The 19,209-nt window shown below is 36.1% G+C and carries 13 protein-coding genes; all 13 read right to left on the minus strand.

Annotated features, from left to right (window positions below; all coding sequences use genetic code 11):
• Nucleotides 1-76 precede the first annotated feature (76 nt).
• The 13 genes from G3567_RS04620 to G3567_RS04680 all read right to left on the minus strand — a co-directional run bounded on the left by G3567_RS04620 (nucleotide 77) and on the right by G3567_RS04680 (nucleotide 19,084).
• Nucleotides 77-1,186 carry an AI-2E family transporter gene (locus G3567_RS04620; RefSeq protein ID WP_164004144.1) on the minus strand — a complete coding sequence of 370 codons (1,110 nt, stop codon included), beginning with the start codon at nucleotides 1,184-1,186 and terminating at the stop codon, nucleotides 77-79.
• A gap of 320 nt (nucleotides 1,187-1,506) precedes the next feature.
• Nucleotides 1,507-3,459, minus strand: coding sequence for an OmpA family protein (locus G3567_RS04625; RefSeq protein ID WP_164004145.1), 1,953 nt, complete (start codon nucleotides 3,457-3,459; stop codon nucleotides 1,507-1,509).
• Nucleotides 3,460-3,518: 59 nt separating this feature from the next.
• Nucleotides 3,519-5,942: an InlB B-repeat-containing protein gene (locus tag G3567_RS04630; protein ID WP_164004146.1), complete on the minus strand. Its 2,424-nt coding sequence runs from the start codon at nucleotides 5,940-5,942 to the stop codon at nucleotides 3,519-3,521.
• A 350-nt stretch (nucleotides 5,943-6,292) separates the two neighbouring features.
• Nucleotides 6,293-6,853, minus strand: a complete 561-nt coding sequence (locus tag G3567_RS04635) for a helix-turn-helix domain-containing protein (protein ID WP_164004147.1) — start codon at nucleotides 6,851-6,853, stop codon at nucleotides 6,293-6,295.
• Nucleotides 6,854-7,185: 332 nt separating this feature from the next.
• Nucleotides 7,186-7,701, minus strand: a complete 516-nt coding sequence (locus tag G3567_RS04640) for a hypothetical protein (protein ID WP_235923471.1) — start codon at nucleotides 7,699-7,701, stop codon at nucleotides 7,186-7,188.
• A gap of 421 nt (nucleotides 7,702-8,122) precedes the next feature.
• The gene (locus tag G3567_RS04645) at nucleotides 8,123-8,296 is read right to left on the minus strand and encodes a hypothetical protein (protein ID WP_164004149.1); all 174 of its coding nucleotides are present in this window, start codon (nucleotides 8,294-8,296) and stop codon (nucleotides 8,123-8,125) included.
• 283 nt (nucleotides 8,297-8,579) lie between these two features.
• Nucleotides 8,580-9,020 carry a hypothetical protein gene (locus G3567_RS04650; protein ID WP_164004150.1) on the minus strand — a complete coding sequence of 147 codons (441 nt, stop codon included), beginning with the start codon at nucleotides 9,018-9,020 and terminating at the stop codon, nucleotides 8,580-8,582.
• Between the two features lie 370 nt (nucleotides 9,021-9,390).
• A complete protein-coding gene (locus tag G3567_RS04655) occupies nucleotides 9,391-10,053 on the minus strand; it encodes a hypothetical protein (protein ID WP_164004151.1) in 663 nt (220 codons plus the stop codon).
• A gap of 181 nt (nucleotides 10,054-10,234) precedes the next feature.
• Nucleotides 10,235-11,701: a hypothetical protein gene (locus tag G3567_RS04660; protein WP_164004152.1), complete on the minus strand. Its 1,467-nt coding sequence runs from the start codon at nucleotides 11,699-11,701 to the stop codon at nucleotides 10,235-10,237.
• Between the two features lie 230 nt (nucleotides 11,702-11,931).
• Nucleotides 11,932-15,147, minus strand: coding sequence for an N-6 DNA methylase (locus G3567_RS04665; RefSeq protein ID WP_164004153.1), 3,216 nt, complete (start codon nucleotides 15,145-15,147; stop codon nucleotides 11,932-11,934).
• Complete coding sequence (locus G3567_RS04670) at nucleotides 15,140-17,101, minus strand: N-6 DNA methylase (RefSeq protein WP_164004154.1); 1,962 nt, start codon at nucleotides 17,099-17,101, stop codon at nucleotides 15,140-15,142. The genes G3567_RS04665 and G3567_RS04670 overlap by 8 nt, the downstream gene beginning before the upstream one ends.
• On the minus strand, nucleotides 17,098-18,885 hold the full coding sequence (locus tag G3567_RS04675; protein ID WP_164004155.1) for a DNA methyltransferase: 1,788 nt from the start codon (nucleotides 18,883-18,885) through the stop codon (nucleotides 17,098-17,100). Before G3567_RS04675 ends, G3567_RS04670 begins: the two co-directional genes overlap by 4 nt.
• On the minus strand, nucleotides 18,878-19,084 hold the full coding sequence (locus G3567_RS04680) for a helix-turn-helix domain-containing protein (protein ID WP_164004156.1): 207 nt from the start codon (nucleotides 19,082-19,084) through the stop codon (nucleotides 18,878-18,880). The genes G3567_RS04675 and G3567_RS04680 overlap by 8 nt, the downstream gene beginning before the upstream one ends.
• Nucleotides 19,085-19,209 lie beyond the last annotated feature (125 nt).

Consider the following 19,209-nt stretch of genomic DNA (forward strand, 5'->3'; position numbering starts at 1 on the left):
TTTTTTAAAGGTTTTCTTTCAGCTTTATGCTGGTTGAGCGACTCTTTTAGTATATTTTTTAAATCCTGAGGAATACCTATGTCTTACTGGTCAATTTCTCTTTTAATTTTTTAAACAGGCCCTTTTTATTTTTCTTGTTTTCTTCAAAATTATCATTTCCAATCAACATGCCTACCGGCTCCAGGCTTTCATACTCCTTACAGATCACTTTCAGCATGGCGGCAAAGGGAAGAAAAAGGACCATGCCTGCTACTCCCCAGACTGAAGCCCCAATGATAAGGCTTAAAATGGCAGCAAAGGCATTGACATTCACACTGCTTCCCACGATTTTAGGGTTCAAGAAATTGCCTTCGAGCAGCTGGACAAACCAAAATAACATGGCCACCGCAAAAGGGACCCAAAGCTGGTCATGTGACATAAAGGCGTACAACACTGGAATAGTAGCTCCCAGGGTTGTGCCTATGTAGGGGATAATGGAGAGTGAAGCCGCCAGAAAACCAAATAATAACGGACTGTCTATCCCGATGATCCAAAGGCCAATGCTGTTGAGCGTACCTAGAATTAAAATCAAAATCAGCATGCCTGAAAGGTACTTTTGTCCAACCTGCTGAATATTCTTTAGCATAGTAAAGAACTGTTCTTTTTTATCGGCGGGTGAAAATTTCATAAAGGCTCTCACCAGGCCTTTATTGAAAATAAGAAATAAAAACAAATAAATAAACATGGTTATCATGCCGGTCAAGAAACTGGCCGTGCTGTTGAATGTTCCTCCCAAAACCGTTCCTGCAGAATCTTTGAGCCAGGACGTCAGATCATTTAACAATTCGTCCTCATCGAGCTGGTCTACAAAGCTTACATTTTGATTGATATAGATAATGACATCGGTGTAGAGACTGGAGAGCTTCGCCCCGAAATTACTGATCTCATCAGATAAGGCTATGATTTCTGCAGAAAAAAAGGTAAGTCCTCCACTTATGATAATGATCATGAGGAGGATGGAAAGAAATCCGGCTAAAATATTTCCCACTCCCCAGCTGGTTAGCTTTTTATGAACTGGATATAAGATAAAGGCAAGGAGCAAGGCTATGCCTAAAGGAACGAGTATGGGTTTTCCCACGACTAAAAAAGCGATAAACAAAGCGAGGAAAGCTAAGATGAAAAACGATTTTTGAAATGATACGTTCATAAGTGTTTATTTTTTAGAAAAGGCATAAGCTAAGGAGTATTTGAACGAAAACCTGATTTATGTTAGTAAAATTAACCATTCTAAATTTATGAACTCTTTTTTTATGCGGGGATATTTTTCAGAATTACTCCGGTGTTTTTTTAGTCTCTACTCCGGAACACCTCTCAAAACCAAGCTGTAGGCTCAGGTTAGGACTGTGCCTGAAGCAATGTATTTCTAAACCCGAAATCTTGCAGGAACAAATCCATACTAAATGAAATAGAAAAAGGACCTGATTTTAAATCAGATCCTTTGACTATACTTTAAAGGTATTCAGGTTTTTAGATTTTGAATAGATCAATAATCACTGTACGGTTATACGCACGCTGCTCCGGAAGTTTATTTCCAAAATCAGATTTGCTTGTATCTTCGCCATAGCCCTGTACTTCAAATTTTACATCCTTTCTATTTGAATTTACGAGTGCTTTTTCGAGAATGTTTTTGACATTATTGGCACGTGCCAAGGACAGTCTTTTATTGTTTTCGGCATCACCAATCACATCGGTATGTCCATGGATAATCACTTTACTGTTTTTAGGAATCTTTGGTGCCACAACATCGGTCAGGTACTTTTCGTACATCCTGATGGCAGTAGCATCGTCAAATTCGTAGAGAATGCTGAACCTCATGGCTTCATCAGCCTGAGCTGGTCCCCAAAGCACTACGTTTGCATCGGATTCTTCGATAACTTCCAGACCATCCTCTGTGGTTCCTATCATTTTGACTTTAAAGTCTCCTTGAGATTCATTTCCTAAAATGGTTTTCCCGGGGATACTCGCTTCATTTTCAACAAAGGGGCCGTAAGTTTTCAGCATTCCGTTTTTGTCTGTGAGTTCGAGTCTCCAGCTAGTGAAGGCTTCTTCGGCACCGTCGGCTTTAAAGACCACATAGCTGTCTACAGGTGCTTCCATAACTTTAAACTGTACAGGTTTCAGTGGAGCAGTAGGACCGCTTTGAAATTCCATAAGCAAAACCGGAGAATTGCTTTCTATGCTCACGCGTCTGTCTTCATCTCTTAACAGATCCAAATCCTGAGTTCTTCCTTTTCGTTCTGAACTCACTTTAGGTTCTATTCTGCCTTCAATGGCTATTCTGTTCGGGTTTATTGAAAAGACGTCGGTCAAATAGGTTTTAATCGATTGAGCCATTGCTTTTGCGTCTTCACTTCCTTGTTCTGAAGATCCCACCAAAGTGATCGCAGAATTTGGATTTTTGACCATACGGTCTCCAAGAATATTTATAATATTGTAATAGACAGTCATCCCGCGTTTCGCACGCCCGGATAAGTCTGTAGGGGTGTTCAGATTAACCTGCTCTTCCCTGAAGCCTTTAACCTGGTCTTTTTTCAGTAAGACATATCGACTTGCGATTTTGGTAGACCCCTGATCCATGTAGATATAGTTTCTTAACGGAAAGGTTTCAGAAACCGTAGCTTTTGCCGGAAGATTTCGGGGAGACACAATGCTGAAATCAACCACCGGTCTTATAATTTCGATTTCTTCAACAACCGACTTTTTACCCTGACCAAACTTTAGGGCTGCACCAGCTCTAAGCGTAGTGATGTTCCAGTTTTCTGTGGAACGTGGATTTTGTCCAAAATAGGGTTGAAAAGCCACAAATGGCGAAAGCACAAATTGAGTCTTCCTGGTATTGGAAGTCAAAGGAATATCAAATCCTGCACCTATCTGCATTGACAAAATAGTGTTTTCCACATCTCCAAACTCTTCATTAACTGCAGGTCCTGCGACCTGTGCTGGGATATTTGGATTGGTTCCTTTTTCATAGGTAAATGATTTATCGAGATTGAATGCCAGTCTTGGTCCGCCATAAACATAAAACCCGTTTTTGAAGGGCGCTATTCTCACACTTGGTTCAACGGTGATGTAGCTAAGATCTGTGGATAAGTCCATCGGGCAGTTACATGGTGAAATCACCTGGTCCCATTCGCCCTGACGGCTGTCGTATCCTGTTTGCAGCATAATTCCCCAAACCGAATTTGTGAAATGATATTCTACCAGTGGGGCAGCATAAAGACCAGTTCCATTACCGTCTTTGAAAGCCGCAGGAACAGTTAAACCTGCATTGAGGTTTTGGGTGGTTCCCCGGTAGAAATTGAAGTTAGCACCGGCGGCTACTCCAAAATACCAGTTGGGTTTCTCGTATTCAACCTCCTGGGCTGTCGTCTGCATTTGAAAACCTAATGCAAAAATGATAAGTAAAAGTATTTTTTTCATAAGTATAGTGAATTGAATTTTATAAATCCCCCGCCATCTGGCAGGGGATAATGATATATTTAATTAGAAGGCTTAACAACTGCATTGGCGTCTAAAGTCACCGCAGACTGTGCTAATAATCTTCCTAATACTGTAGAGCGTGTATTGACAGAGATCAGTGTTTGAGATAAAATGTTTCCACTGAAATTAACGTCTGTTCCAAGCACAGCACCTGCACCTGCCACTACCCAGTAGATATTATCGGCTTTAGCGCCATTGATCAGAATGATTTCAGTGTTGTCGGCTATCGTCAGGTCTCCTGCAATTTGGAAAACAAATTTAGCGCAGTCCACACCACCACCATCTAAGGTAATGCTATTGGTTACTGAAAGTCCTGAAGACCATTTATAGACCCCTGAAGCTAAAGTCTGACCATTGATATTTCCAGCTAAAAGTTCAGTTTGATCCGGAGCCATTCCATTGGCAGTAGTAAATGCCGTTTCCATATTGCTTACAGCGGTGGTTAGATTGGCTGGTGTTGGAGAGGCATAATCTGAAGCGTAAACCCTACCAGTGACTAAACTTGAAGTAGAATACGTACCACTGGAATGAAGAATTAAACCAAATCCTGTTATGGCCGTTGAGCTGTTAGGACTAATTCCAAGGTCACCTGTTATGGAGGTGTTACCCGTAGTTGAAATACCAGATTTTGCCAGCATGGCATAATCACCAGCCAGGCCTAAATCTACAGCAGGACTGGCACAAATTTGGCCTGTATTTACCTGTGTGAAATTAGCTGTGACTGCTTTATCAGCATTCATGGTTACCGTTAGTGGATTGTTCGTTCCAGTAGCATCTCCACTCCAGGATGAAAATTCATAGCCATTGTCTGGCGTAGCTGTTAGAATGACATCTTCTCCTTCGTTATAAGTCGCCTGATTTGGACTTTTATCCACCGTACCGTTTAACGCATTTACCGTTAAGGTATACGTATTGACAGGTATCAATGTAAAGTTGGCTGTAATGGTCTTATCCGCATCCATAGTGACGGTTAGTGGGTTGTTGGTTCCAGTAGCATCACCACTCCAGGATGAAAACTCATAGCCTGTTGCAGGCGTTGGAGTCAAAATGACATCGGTTCCTTCGTCATAAGCTGGTTCATTTGGATTTTTATCCACGGTTCCGTTTTGAGCATTTACCGTTAAGGTATAGGTGTTTACGGGTATCAGTGTAAAGTTGGCTGTGATGGCCTTATCCGCATCCATAGTCACGGTGAGTGGATTGTTGGTTCCGGTAGCATCACCACTCCAGGCTGAAAACTCATAGCCTGTTGCAGGCGTTGGGGTCAAAATGACATCGGGTCCTTCGTCATAAGCTGGTTCATTTGGATTTTTATCCACGGTTCCGTTTTGCGCAGTTACCGTTAAGGTATAGGTGTTTACGGGTATCAGTGTGAAGTTGGCTGTGATGGCCTTATCCGCATCCATAGTGACGGTGAGTGGATTGTTGGTTCCGGTAGCATCACCACTCCAGGATGAAAACTCATAGCCTGTTGCAGGCGTTGGAGTCAAAATGACATCGGTTCCTTCGTCATAAGTGGCCTGATTTGGGTTTTTATCCACAGTACCGTTTTGAGCAGTTACCGTTAGGGTATAAGGAATTAAAGGTATCAGCGTAAAATTAGCCGTGATAGCCTTATTACTATCCATAACAACAGTTAATGGATTGGTGCTTCCAGAAGCATCTACACTCCAGGATGAAAATTCATAACCTAAGTCTGGAGTTGCTGTAAGTACCACTTCTGTTCCATGAGCGTACATAACCTGATCCGGGGTTTTACTTACACTCCCATTTACAGCAGTGACTTCCAGCGCGTAAGTTGCAATTTCAAAATTGGCAACCAAGGCGGTGTTTCCATTCATCTGGAATTCATAGGTTGAATTTGTGGAAACCACTTCATCAGCCTGAGTCCAGTTTACAAACACAAAACCTTCACCGGGAACTGCAACAGCTGTTACGGTAGATTCATTATCGAATAAACCGGCTCCGGAAACCGTTCCGCTAGCCTCTGGCGCAACCGATAAGGAAAGCTGTGGGATGGTCGTGAAACTCCACACATAATTTTCCTGTAAGGCATTACCCATTGGATCTTCAATTCCTGTTGTGACTGTACCTGTGTAAATTGTAAAAGGTAAAAGATTCTCAGCAGGAGTAAAAAAAGCAGTCATTTCTGAATAGCTGAGGGTTCCAGTGAGTTCAGATGCTCCGCTTACACTATAGGTTGCTGAAGTTAATGTTTCGGGATTCAGTTCCTCATTGAAGGTAGCCGAAATCACCTGATCGAGGGGGACGTTGACGGCTTCATCTACGGGGATGGTAGAGACTACAATGGGACAAAGACCTGCCATTTCTTCTGCATCGTCTTTGGCGCAGCCTGTGGTCATAAGTGTTATAGCAAACACTATGGCGAATGCGGGGATTAGATTTAATTTTTTGAAAAGCATAGATTCTTGATTAAGTTGTTATTGGCTTTCAGCCGGCGTGAACTAATTTTCACTTTACAAAGCTGGTGACAATGCCATGGCTTATGTTATATAAGTCACACATTTGAATATTGTTTTAGAAAGAGGATGTGTTGCAGGGCTGGACTGGGTTGAAACCTTCTGGATGTGCTTATTTTTTGATCAAAAAAATAAATTAAATCAAAATAAGTTATAAAATTTGCGCAGATATTTGAATTATTGCCCTGACGAAAAAATAAATATTTTGGACTAAAAAAAACACCACAGCGGTTTAAAATTTCAAAGATGAATACTGCTGTGCTGTTTGCAAAACTTTAAAAAACGGGTAAGGCTTAGCCGAGGCTTAAGGAGTCTTTTCTCTGACTCATCATTTGCTTATAACAGGAAGGGGAGAGTCCGGTTACTTTTTTGAACTGACCGGACAGGTGAGCCACACTGCTGTAATGCATGAGGTAAGAGATTTCAGAAAGACTGATATTAGTAGTTAAAAAATAGAATTTTACACGCTCAATTTTACGCTGAATAATAAACTGCTGAATGGAAATACCATTAACCATAGAAAACACATTGGCTAAATAGGTGTAGTCATAGCGTAATTTCATACTTATATAATCTGAATAACTCATGATCTGCAGTCCATCGGCATAACTAAGCATTTCTTTGATGACCACCTTAATTTTTTCTACGAGGATGACTTTGCTGGTGTCGTGAAGTTTTAAGCCATAAGGCAATAAGCTGTTTTTGAGTTTGCTGTGTTTACGCGGATTCAAATCCTGAGGAAGGTCGATAATCCCGTCGGCAATACATCCGTAAGGTATCTTTAACTTATTCAATTCTTTTTTAACCTGTTCTTCTTCAGGTAAATTAAGCATGTCTTTTATATATAACTTCATGGTAATTTATTTAACCCATTATGCTGAAATGCTCAGCCACTCAATCGTACATTGCTTTAAGGATTAAAGCCTCAATGACCGATTATACGTTCACTCTTTTTTTTAATAAGGTAGCTTATAGTTAAGGTTCTATTTTGTTAAACCTTAACAATTGTTTATTAATTAACAGGTTTAGTATTAAAGCCGTTTTTGGGTAAGTAAAATGATGTTTGGCAGGACTGTGGCAGAAGTGACAAGAGCGATGGCTATCCAAAGCAGAATTTTTAAAAAATGAGTTTTATAGAGGTGTTTTTAACTTGATCTACTTTGAGCCGGCATGCCTGAAGCCTGGTTTAGTTTGGATCGAGTTCATTTTTTAGCAGATACAACACACCCACCTCTTCCCTGGAAAGGCTTTGATTGGAATCGAGCAGTTTATCGATTTCCGTTTGGAAATACTTCAGGGTTTTGCCCTGGGTATACTCTTCAATCACCCTGGGGTCTATGTATGCACTTCGGGCTACAGCGGGGGTATTTCCCAATTTTTCTGAAACCCGTATCACGGCTTTGCGAATATTTTCATCCAGTAAGTCCTGGTCCTCCTGATCCACAGCGCCCAGCTCATCCAGGGCAATGGCGGCAATCATGGTGCCGGCCCAGGTTCTGAAGTCTTTGGCAGAAAACGCTTCGCCCATGTGTTCCCGGATATAGGCATTGAGGTCCTCGCTTTTGACATCCACTTTATGCCCGGCTTCATCATAGTATTTGAAAATTTCATAGCCCGGAATCTCGTCCAACTCCCGAACGATCCTGGCCAGTTTTTTATTGATCACTCTTTTTTCCAGATCCTGCCCCGATTTACGATACAAGAAGTTGGTTTGCCAGTATATATAGGGTTTCGGGATATGGAGGTACAAAAAGGTACAGAATTTTACCACTTTCCGTGAAGAAATTAACATTCCAGCAATGACGGGGCCTGCGAGCGCACAAAAATTAGTATTTGGCCAAAATCACCCCTCTTTTTTCCTCTTATTTGATTTGTACCTTTTTTAAGTATCTGTAAATCAATATTATAAAAATATTTAAATTTTAAATCTGTCAATTTTTCGGTTTTCTTGTACCTTTCGAGGTACAAATCTGATCAAAACTATAGTTTTTTAGGTAAAAAAGGGGAGTGTTTAACTAGTCTTTTTTTATTGATATCTTCCAGATCATATCGCACTATACCGCTTATTTTATGAGCTTTTAATTAGCCGGTTTTATTCCATATTTAAAGTCATTATTGAAACGTCAAGAAGTTCTGCGGCTCTTTTTCCGGAACCCCACCTTGTCGGTTCGTTGTATTTTAAATCTTTTAGTAGTGGCTCTTAGTTCTCTGGTAAAATCCTCTTTGATTTCTTTTACCAACTCATGCTTTAGCTCTTTCAGAGTCACATCGATAAATCTTTTGTAAGTTGATTCCATAATCTATAAGTATTGATAGTAATTGTAGCGAAATTCAAAAATATTTCTCAACCATGGTTTTTTAAGGGGAAGTGTACGGGTCTGCTTTGTAAAATTTAAAGACAAAATTAGTATTCATAAGAAGACGATTTTTCAGCATTTCACCAATATGATATGTGTTGAAAACAAATCTTAAACCATTCGGTTGAGCTATAAAGTTTCTTGAAAAATAATATACTGTTAAGAGAAAACCTGTTATTAAGTATATAGGCTGTTGCCCCATGTTTTTATTTAATCATCTAGTTTAATATAGCCGACTGACAAATCGTTTATTTTCATCATTATTCCATTGTACTTGATAAGTTGTTCCTTTTAATTGGTCAATGAGTATGAAGTTATACATATTATTAGTTGGGTGTAGATTAAACCTACCGTTAATTTCCTTATCATCCCATATGAGTGAACTTGAATTTAGGACAAGTTCCCCTTCGTAAGCATCATCAGAGACAGTAAAATGAACTTGCCATATTTTTCCATTTCGTGTGTCTAATTTAAGAAATGTCCAATAGTTCTCAGTTGGGAATAATCTGTAAATTGGAATTTCTAATTTTTGAATTTCTGTATTTTTTTCAACTTGCTTTTCGATTTCTTGTATCGAACTTATACTATCTTGTTTTATTTGTCCGAATGAATGAATTGTAGTTAAAGTTAGAAAAAAAATCATCATAATAGTCTTTGCACTCATGAGTGTAATTTTAATTGGTTATTAGATCTGTTATTCAAATTGTTATGTTCTTATAAAAATAAACGTTTATTTCACAAATCCCAAGTGTGATAAAAATTTATAAGATGAATCTAAACAAAACATCCCCGACCGTTGATTAGAAAAGACTTCATAAGTATCAAGCTGCATTTTTGGATAAGTAAATTTGAGACTCGACCCTTAAGTGACTCGCTAAGTTTTACTGCAACGCAAGCTATTGGTGAGAAGTTTTAACGTAAAACCAACTAGAGAAAAAGTCAAAAGCCTGGAAAAGGGCTTAAAACGACTTGTTTTTTAGAATTTAGTGGCTTGCACGCCCGTTCCATTCGGACGGGTGCAACGGTTACCGTTGTTAGCCAATTTTTTCTTTAAAGTACCTTGGAATTAAACTGTCAAAATTGTCTGTGATGTTCCATTGATGTTCTGAAAAAGAAGAAACGTGAAGCCCTTTTTTTCTTTTTAAAGCTCCCATTGTCATTTTGCCTTCTAAATAAGTCGGGATAATGGACATTGATTCAATTAAAGTGGCAGGGTTATCATAGTTCTTTGGATCGGTGAAAGCCAAGTGAGCACTCGCCTTATTTCTAAAATGAACTACAGGAATTAATTCGGTGATATTATTTATATAATTTGACTGGGTCTCTCTTAGTTCTGCGATTAACTTTTTGTCCAATGCAATATACTCCGGAAGGATCATTTTTTCATTTAGGAACTTAATTAGTCCGCAACATTTCGCGTAATTAATTAGGTTTATTGAATACCAATGGAATAAATTGACGGTTTGTGCATCCACTTGATTTGATTCTCCGCTAAAAGATAACTTAGTTTTATTATAAATTTCTAATTGTTCCGGGGAAGCATCAGGATATCGCAGTTCCCAATAGTTATTTTGGATTTGGTTTATATTATTATAAACCATAAAGATTCCTTCCTTAAGCTGTAGAATGGAATGAAAATTAGCAAGAAGAGTTATACCTGAATAAATTTCTATTTTTTCAATGAAGTCTAAAATCAATTTTTTAAATTTTGGCTAACGTGTTGTATATGGTTTGTTGCGTGGTAAAGTAACAAATTTTGCAAGTACACACCAAGCTGAAAATCCGCGAGGATTTTCAGAAGTAGGCGAGAACAAGCAATTACTTATAGCCATTGTTGTATGCCGTTTTTATTTGTTCAGTTTGTTGTTATTCAATTCGTTATGCTTTTGATGCTGACGCTTTTCTTGTAGCGTCAATTATTATTATATTCTCGTGATTCTCTCTATCAATTTCTTTTAAAATTTTGTTGACTTTTCTAATATCCGATACTGTATAGCATAATACTACTGAAATATCACTTGCTGATTTTGATGCAGCTTTATAAATGTCTGTTTGATTTTCCAAATTTCTTTTTAACGAGGACGATTTTGCCAATTTGAACTCTATAATTGTCGAATCTCCACTTCCCAAAGACACCTTGTAATCGGCTGGTCCACGACCATTATTAACTTCTGCGTTGACATCATATGGTGAAGCATACCAAGTAAGCCTAAATATTCTTTGTATGGTATCTTCTTTTGCTATAGGCTTGTGTCCATCGTAAAAAATCCGATAGCCATCATTATTTTCTATAACATCTTTTAGATATAAAGCTCTTTTTAAAGATTCGTCATAGCTATTAGATTGTAATTCGTAAAAATCACTATTCTTATTTAATAACTCGCATAATGGCGTAAGAGCATCTACTAATTTTTCTTTTAACTCTTTAATCTGGGACAAAGAAGCAAAGCTTACTTCGTGCTTTTTATCTTCTTTTAGTTTTATATAAAAATCTACTAATTCGGGAAATTTTCTAATCGTTTTTAAAAAGGCGTATTCTTTGTCTTTCTTTTTTGGTTTTCGAGGTAAGTGAGACCTGAAAAATTCATTGATAGCTGAACGTAAAGATGAGTTTTCTAAAGACCGAGTTACGTTGTTAAAACTTGAATAAAAATCAGAATTATTGATTACAGCATCATCTACGGTTAAAATATCTAAAGGTGTTAGAATTATAAAATCACCACCTTTTTCTCTAAAAAAATATGGTAATTTAAAAGTTCGAGGTTGCCATAATTTTGTTTTTTTATCAAAACGACATCTTACTGAAAAGTTTTTCGTTTGGTTTTCTGTCAAATATTTTTTTGCAAATTTTTCGGTGTATTCAAGAAGATATTCTTGTATTAAATTAGTTGTAAAATCACTTATAAAGTCTTTTCCGACTCCAGAATTAACAAGAGTCAGTTTTTCTATATGTGTTTCGGCAGTTATTTCTTCTTCGCCAAAATTACTGTAGAATCCATTAAAAGCAGTTATAGCTCCATTTGCAAATTTTTTACCTAAACCCTTTCCACCATTTCCGTATTTTGACAATCCTAACCAATTTTGTTTGATTTCTGGAAACTTGAATAAGTTTATGTCTACACCTAATCCATTGTTTTCAGTAGCATGCTCTTTTAGTATTAGTAAATGTTCAACTACTTTTTTGTGTAATTCTTTGTATTGTTGTTTTTCAGAAGCGAATAATAAAAAAGGGTCAATAAACATTGGTAAGTCAGAACTTAAGCAAATATTTAAAGCACCAAAATTTTCCAAAGTTGATTCGTCAATTTCAAAATAATCAGAAAAAAGTAATTTAAAATTGGACATATACTATTCTATTGATTGATTGTTCTTGGTTTGGTCAAATGGCATACAACGTTCTGTGTATGGTGTCTTTGCATCCCGCAGGGTGCTATGCACTATACACATTGTTGTATGCCGTTTTTTATTTTTCATTTTGTTTTCAGCGTTGGGGCAAACATACTCTTTGACAAGTTTTGGCTCGTGAGGTTGGCTTTGAGCGACTTGGCAATGTGTATGGATGCTATGGGCTGACATTAGCTATTTAGTACAGTTTCGCAGGCTTCTAAATATTCATTGTAAGAAGGTAATGTAGTTATTATGGATCTAATCGCTCTGCGTTTAAATGCTATACTGCTTTCATTCGGGTTTCTTAATCTTAGAACTTTAGGATCGGTTGAATCATTGAAAAACTCATCTAATTCTGAAATTAGATTTGTTGTTGAATTCACTATCGAAATATGCAAATCATTAGTTTCTTCAAATGGCTCTATTATTCTATATGGTAATGAATGAATGTGTCTTGCACCAAAATTCCCCTCAGATTGAAAGCCTCTAATAGCATTCGAAATGGAAGGACTATTTAGTAAACCAACTAGATATTTAGCTTCATTTTCATTGTTTGTATGGTAATAATTAACAGTTTGATCAATAATTAATCTACTAAAATCAACTTGTTCATCTCTTAAATAATGCGCACAAACATATTCACCTCCTGTACCAGAGCAAACTATAAATCCCCTTTGAGGAATAGATTGATCACTTAATTTTGATCTGGTATCTAGCCAACTCCATAAAGTTGTTATGTTACTGCCTTGACCATACATTGCTGAAGCTCGGTTGAACCAACGTTGAAACCCAGCTGACATAGTAACTAATGATGTAGCGAGTATACTTCTCCAAGCTCCTTGATGTTTTTCAATTGGTAAAATTGCTAAAGGCGGATTAGTAATGTGGAATGGTAGCAAGGCATTTGAGATCATTACAGGGTATACTGTTGCAGTCTCTACATCACTAGGTTCAATTCTAAAATCCGAGAATTTTTTTGAATCTTTCAATAAATATGCATGGTCTGAAGTTTGTTTGTTGATTGGTAGGACATGTGTAGAATTACTGGTTGAATCATAGTTTAATATTTCATGAAAGTAAATTGAACGAGGCATAACATCAGCACCTTGGGTGAAATTATTGACGTAGGAATTTTCGCTAGTTCTATTGATATTATATTGAGTCCAAGCACTTTTAGAATCTAAAGTTGAATAATACAATTGACTCTCTTCGACTTGTTGATTTTGGCTTTCAAAGTGGTATGGGATAGGTCTCGAATTCTCTCCTTCAGACTTGTTGCCAAATACGGCAATACCTCTATTGTTAAATATTACTTTATCTAAATCCCAAATCTTCGATATTTTAAATTCAATTTCGGAATTATCATATTCTTTACTTCTAAATGGATGATGATGGTCACCCGACAAAAGAGTGCCTGGTAAAATGCAACCAATTTCAGCATTATCGGTTAAGTAACGTTCTATTGAACTTAGTAGAAATATAGTTGCTAATTCAATATGTAAAAATGATGATCCTGACGGTCTAATACTTAGTTCATTTGCAAGGTTTTGAAGGAATTCCTTGTATGGATTATCTGCAATTCTACTTAGAGTTAACCAGGGCGGGTTTGATACTAGACCATTAAAGCTGTTTTCTACCAACGCAGGCCTAAAACTATTTAAAAGAAGAAAATTCCAAATACCATTTTTACCTTGAGAGTGAAGGCGGAAAATGGCACTATAGTATTCTCGCATAAATACTAAGATTTGTGATTGGTCTTCATCTAATAAAGTTATACTTAGTTGTGTTTGAATAGTATTCAGAGTATTGAGATAAAACTCATCTTCTGGTATTTCTGAAAGCTGAATGATTGACGAATAACCAACATCTAAAATTTTCTCAAACAGAGATTTGTTGGCTGGCATCAGTAATGTCTTGGGTAAATTAACTTGTTCATCAAGTAAGCTTAATGAATAATAATTACCTGTATCTACATTGGTTGAGACAGGAGTTACGGCAAATAATGAATCCGCATTGTAAATAGGAATTGTGATCTTTTCAGAACCTGTAATTGAGATAAAAGGTTTAGCGACCATTAACCAGTTAATTCTGGCCAAAATAACTGCAAGTGGATCTATATCAAACCCTGTTATACATGAGATAATTTTGGCTCGTTTTTGGCTTTCTGATAATTCTTCTAATTCCTCAGTAACAATTTTTATGGTTTCTACTACAAATGTGCCAGATCCACAACACATGTCGATTAATTTTGGCTGCACATCAATATTATTGATAACTTCTCTGACAATTGAGTTTGCCAACCAAGACGGGGTCATGGCCTGACCAAGAAGTAATCGTTTTGATTTATTTGCCAACTCAGAAAACAAATTACTAAATAAATCTTCTTCAATGGTTAAAGTGTAATCATATGCCCTAAGATCCAGTTGAATTTTTCTAGTTAGATTAATAATGGTAGCATGTACAGGTAAATTATTAAGCCATCCAAAAAAATCATATTCCACTACATTATCATAACCTTTTAATTTGAAGAAATCACCATTTAATATGCTTTTGAGTTCTTCGTCATTTGATATTAGAGCGTTTTCAGACAACACATTAGCGCAAAGGCATTTAGCGATTGTTGTCAAAAAGAATTCGTCTACATAGAACTCTATATCGAATGAGTCCGCAGTTTCATTCTCTCGAACTGAATTCACAAATTTATTCCATACGGTCTGTATAAGTTCAGCGTACTCTGGTTTAGAAGTAGAGATTTCATTAAGAGCATTTTGTAAAAGAGGAATGAATTCTGAGGCTATTTCTGAACTAAAGCCAAGGTCGGAATTAATCAAATCAGCATTTAAAATTCTTGAACCGATCCGACCAAGATGTTTGTCTAGGAAATCTAATAATGTAAAATTTGAATTTGTATCAACTTCGCAATTGATATCTTCAATCTCAATTAACTCCAAGTCCTCAGCACTAAAATTGGATAATTTGTCAGTAGTTAAAATGTTAACATCATAAGCATACCACTGTACCGTGTCAGATAGAATACCTCTTATATTAGCTGCAGGATATCCAAGATTCAGTAGCCCTGCACAATATTCTTCTACTTGTCTATAACCAGTTCTAAACTTGGCTGTATTTTGAAGATTTCCTTCGTATTCTATTGCTGTTGCCCCAACTAAACTGTCAACAAAACCTCTATGTTCATTTTGATTTCTTGAGAATTCAACTTGAGCTTCAGAACCCCTAATATGTAATTCAACCCATTTTGGGTTATTGGTAAACATAAGCCTTAGAAAAGAAGATAGATTATGACGAAGAGCATCCTCTAAGGCCCCATCTTTTCTCATTTCTGAGCAGCTATCTATACATTCTTGACTGCTTTGTAATTGTTGTTCTGAATATATATCAGCCATTTTTAGATCTTAATTTTAAACGTTTTTCTATTAACGTGATTAAAACAGTATTGTCGGAAATTTTCAATATTGAATTAATCAAAATATTTATTTTAATGAGTATGGGAGCATAATTGAATGAATTAATAAGCTCTTTCCCGAGCTTATCAAGCTTTGTTATTTCAGTTTTAGAAAACTTAGGAATAAAAATGTTGAGAAGGTGATTACGATCAAGTTTTAAGGCACCTCCCCCAAGAACATTACCACTTAGTTCGAGCTGTACCTTAATCCAATCTGAATTAAGTATTGCTATTAGTCCATAAACTGGAATATTTGAATCTTGCCTTAAATTAATTGTCAAAAAATTAGCATCAACTACAACGTTCTCTTCAACCATATATGACTTTACTGATTTTGAATTCACCCTGGGTATACATATATCAGGAACATGTCTCTGTTTTAATTCAGGAAGTTGATACCAGGTTTTTATTTTCCCATTCCTCTCTGAAATGTTTGTTCTTACCGCAGATAATTTTGGAAAATATTTGGGCAAAGCTTCAGTTCCAATATTTAGTGTTTCACAATTGTATATATGTTTGGAAACCTCAGTAGATAATTCTGTTATCGCTTCCTTTTTAAGATCGTATTTTTGAATGTCGTATGCAGTATAGTGATTACTCAAAACTAATAGACGGCCATTAAGGCTGGACGAAGGGATGAAATATCCATCTGATATTTCTTTTTGCTTTCTGAGAACTGGTTTTAGACAGTTACTGGAAACCTCAAACTTTTTGGATGCATTTTTATGTTTAAAGCTAACCTTGATCTTGTTATTCTTTTCAGATATAAAATCATTATAGAAAAAATTATTTGCTCCAGTTCTGAGTCCTTGATTAATCTCAATTGAAAGATCAGCAAGTTTTATAAAGTCAGTATAGTCGACAAAGGGTTTTAATCTTGCGTCAAGGCTTAATTTGTTATTGTCAATATTGAAAGCAATAGATTGTAACTCAGGATATTTTTTTAAAGAGTTCCTGGTTATTAGAGGCGATAAGTAGGATTTTGCGGAACTGAAATATTGAGAAGCGTTATTATTATTATCGAAGGATTTGTTAGATACTAATAAAGAGGATGCAAATAAATCGTAATTACTTGAGAAATGATTTTTACCTAAGGGTGAGTTTTTTGTGCCATTAGAAATTTCAACAATGGATATTTTGGGATGAAATTCAATTGATTTTCTTGGCTTTTTAAGTTTTTGACCTATTAACAGTAGAGTTTTGACTTGAGCATCTTCAAACCATTTTCTTCCTTCATCTTTTACAATGACTTTAATATCAAACAGTGTGAAAAGAACAAGCAAAGTTGCAATGCTGTATTCACGGGTGATACAGGATTCAGGTATAACAAGCGCTAATATTCCATTTTCTTTTGTAAATGCAGCGCATTGGATTATTGATGGGACAGTTAGGTCAGACAATCCAGAATATTTTTTCGCTACATCAATAAGAAATTTTTTCTCATCTTCCTTTATTATTGGATTTGCTACAAGACCATTTATTAACTCCTTTCGGATTTGAAGATTAGAAGCAGCTGTGAAATTTTCGAATTGTGATTCATGCTTCTGGTTAAGGTGCCTAACGTAAGGAGGGTTGGTGATAACAAGATCAAATGCTCTTTTATCCAGTTTGTTATGAGTGCTTTTTTCGAATGAATTACCAAAAACAATGTTAGATCTTATTCTAACATTAGAAGTCAATTTGCTTTCGAGTTGTTTGTCAAGTTCAATTCCATAAGTTAAAATAGAATTATCTATTTCATTCACAGCAGTGAGCATATCCCCCTTACCCATCATTGGGTCTATTGCCGAAGTAATTTTAGGATTTATTTTAAGCGCAATTGTACATAGAACCTTGGCAAGCTCTTGTCCTGTGAAATACTGTCCTAACCTTTTATTTCTTTCCTTATTGATCATCCATTAATTAGTTCAGAAACCTGAGAATAAAAGTCTTTAGCATCAAGTTCAACTTCCATGTGATTAGACATACAGTACCCAACGTATCTTGAATAAAGTCTTTCATTTTCTAATTCAGATGGATTGTTATCAAGCTTAGCCACTCTAACAAGTTCTGTTAGAATATTTGACACATGATTAAATTGATTATTCACTTTTGTATGTCCTTTAGCTAATAAGAGAACAGCATCTCCTTTCACACTTATTTTTGAATTGGTTTGTTTAAAACTTGCTTGTTCTTTTTGAAGAACGGAGTTGTTTATAACCTCAAAATGTGAATTCTTAAAAGTTGCTTTTAAGGCATTCCAAACTTTAGCACTGGCAGAATGGAACACTACGGAAGCATGTGAATTATCCTTTAATACTCGATTTACTTCAGTAAATACAGAGGTTAATAATAATTCATAGTCACTAGCTCCTTTTTTTTGGGACTTTGAAATAATTGCTTCTTCTTTTTTTTCAGTGATTCTATTTAACCAAGCTTCGTTAATAAAATTCAGTTCTGAATATGGAATATAATCACCAAAAGGAGGGTCGGTAAAAACATAGTCAATAGACTTGTCCGGGATCGCTAAAGTGCTACTTGAACCCCAAAGAGTATTGACAACAGAATTACTACTTTCAACTATTTTAAATGCACTTGAAAAAGTTTTGATTTTCCGTTGTAAACCTAAAATTATGTTTTTTTCAACTGGCAGACTACTTATGTATAATACGCCAGGTTGTGCACCTGTTAATACAAAATCAGATTGATTCTTTTTTAAGACAACCCGAGTCATTAGAGTAGAATGTGAAGAATTGTAACTGAGTATCCATAGTTTTAATGCTTCTCTATATTCTATCTTTGAATTTTTTAATTCGTCCCAGAAAATAGATAATACGGTTATATTTCTTGTGGTATAAAAATCATGGAGATAATCAATTCCATTATGATAACCTGACCTATATAAATCACCCCATTCAATCTCATTTACCGGTATTGAGGCAATATTTGCCTTATTAATCCATTCTTCCTCAGGCTGATCGCTTCTTTGAACAGTTCTTTTCCACTTCACATTTCCTGTCTGACCATATATCCTATAAGGTCTTCTTTTCCTTACTTCTCTTTTCTTTTTGAGAATAGGATCGTAGACCTTTTCAAGTACTCTTTTAGAATCATTATTTAAGTTTTCTGAATTGCATTTGGAACATTTCCAAGAGTGCTGAATGCTAATTGGATCTTCTATTACGCAAGCATCACTAAACGATGTTTCATAACTACAATTCTTACAGATTAAAAATTCTGTATAAATGACATGACGAATAATCCCACGGATACCGTTTGGATCTTCTGTATCGTATAAGTTTTCTGCTCTTTCTTGTACTCTTTTTAATAAGGTTGTAGCTTCATTTTGAAATTCTATTGAATTTATTTTTGAAGTCATTACTTCTGATACAAAAGAACCAAGACCGCTAATTTCACTTACATATGCAGTTCTTGGACCGTATTCAACTTCGATATTAGATTCTTTAATTAATTCTTTTAGCCTGTCATTAGGGTTATCACATAATAACGCTGCGAGTCCAGTTGTTCCGCTGCCTCCAAAAACATCTAATACTGTATCCCCTGGTTTTGTGTGAGCTAGAATATAAACAGCAATAGTTTCTGGTGAAATTTTGGTAGGATAGGAAAAAGCCATAAACAAAGAGCCACTTCGTGTACTTTTTATAGGCAAATTATATATGTCCGCAATATTACTACTCATCTTTATCTATAATTTGGTCGTACAATAACTCCTTTGGATTTACATTAAGGATTTCGGCAATTTTATATAAGTCTTCCAAACTTGGTTGTCTTCTGTTTTGTGCGTAAGAGTTCACCATGTTGTAGCTCTTTTCCAACTTCTCCGCCAACCAGATTTGCTTGATTCCTTTTTCTTCTAAAACCTCTTTTATTCGGTTCATTTTTTGAATTGTTTAATTCAGCCAGCAAAATAGGAATAATAATTTATTATCTCATTAAATGAGTATTAAAATAATCATTTAGTTTGGGTGGCGGTGGGGTAGTGAAAGCTCTTTTGTTGCTGAGA

The organism is Psychroflexus aurantiacus (assembly GCF_010820555.1).
In the GTDB taxonomy this organism is placed as follows: domain Bacteria; phylum Bacteroidota; class Bacteroidia; order Flavobacteriales; family Flavobacteriaceae; genus Psychroflexus; species Psychroflexus aurantiacus.

Bases quoted from the DNA above. Each gene is read 5' to 3' on its own strand.
- G3567_RS04630 (WP_164004146.1), bottom strand. From the start codon at position 5,942: ATGCTTTTCAAAAAATTAAATCTAATCCCCGCATTCGCCATAGTGTTT.
- G3567_RS04675 (WP_164004155.1), bottom strand. From the start codon at position 18,885: ATGAGTAGTAATATTGCGGACATATATAATTTGCCTATAAAAAGTACA.
- G3567_RS04645 (WP_164004149.1), bottom strand. From the start codon at position 8,296: ATGGAATCAACTTACAAAAGATTTATCGATGTGACTCTGAAAGAGCTA.
- G3567_RS04660 (WP_164004152.1), bottom strand. From the start codon at position 11,701: ATGTCCAATTTTAAATTACTTTTTTCTGATTATTTTGAAATTGACGAA.
- G3567_RS04670 (WP_164004154.1), bottom strand. From the start codon at position 17,101: ATGATCAATAAGGAAAGAAATAAAAGGTTAGGACAGTATTTCACAGGA.
- G3567_RS04650 (WP_164004150.1), bottom strand. From the start codon at position 9,020: ATGAGTGCAAAGACTATTATGATGATTTTTTTTCTAACTTTAACTACA.
- G3567_RS04665 (WP_164004153.1), bottom strand. From the start codon at position 15,147: ATGGCTGATATATATTCAGAACAACAATTACAAAGCAGTCAAGAATGT.
- G3567_RS04620 (WP_164004144.1), bottom strand. From the start codon at position 1,186: ATGAACGTATCATTTCAAAAATCGTTTTTCATCTTAGCTTTCCTCGCT.
- G3567_RS04680 (WP_164004156.1), bottom strand. From the start codon at position 19,084: ATGAACCGAATAAAAGAGGTTTTAGAAGAAAAAGGAATCAAGCAAATC.
- G3567_RS04635 (WP_164004147.1), bottom strand. From the start codon at position 6,853: ATGAAGTTATATATAAAAGACATGCTTAATTTACCTGAAGAAGAACAG.
- G3567_RS04625 (WP_164004145.1), bottom strand. From the start codon at position 3,459: ATGAAAAAAATACTTTTACTTATCATTTTTGCATTAGGTTTTCAAATG.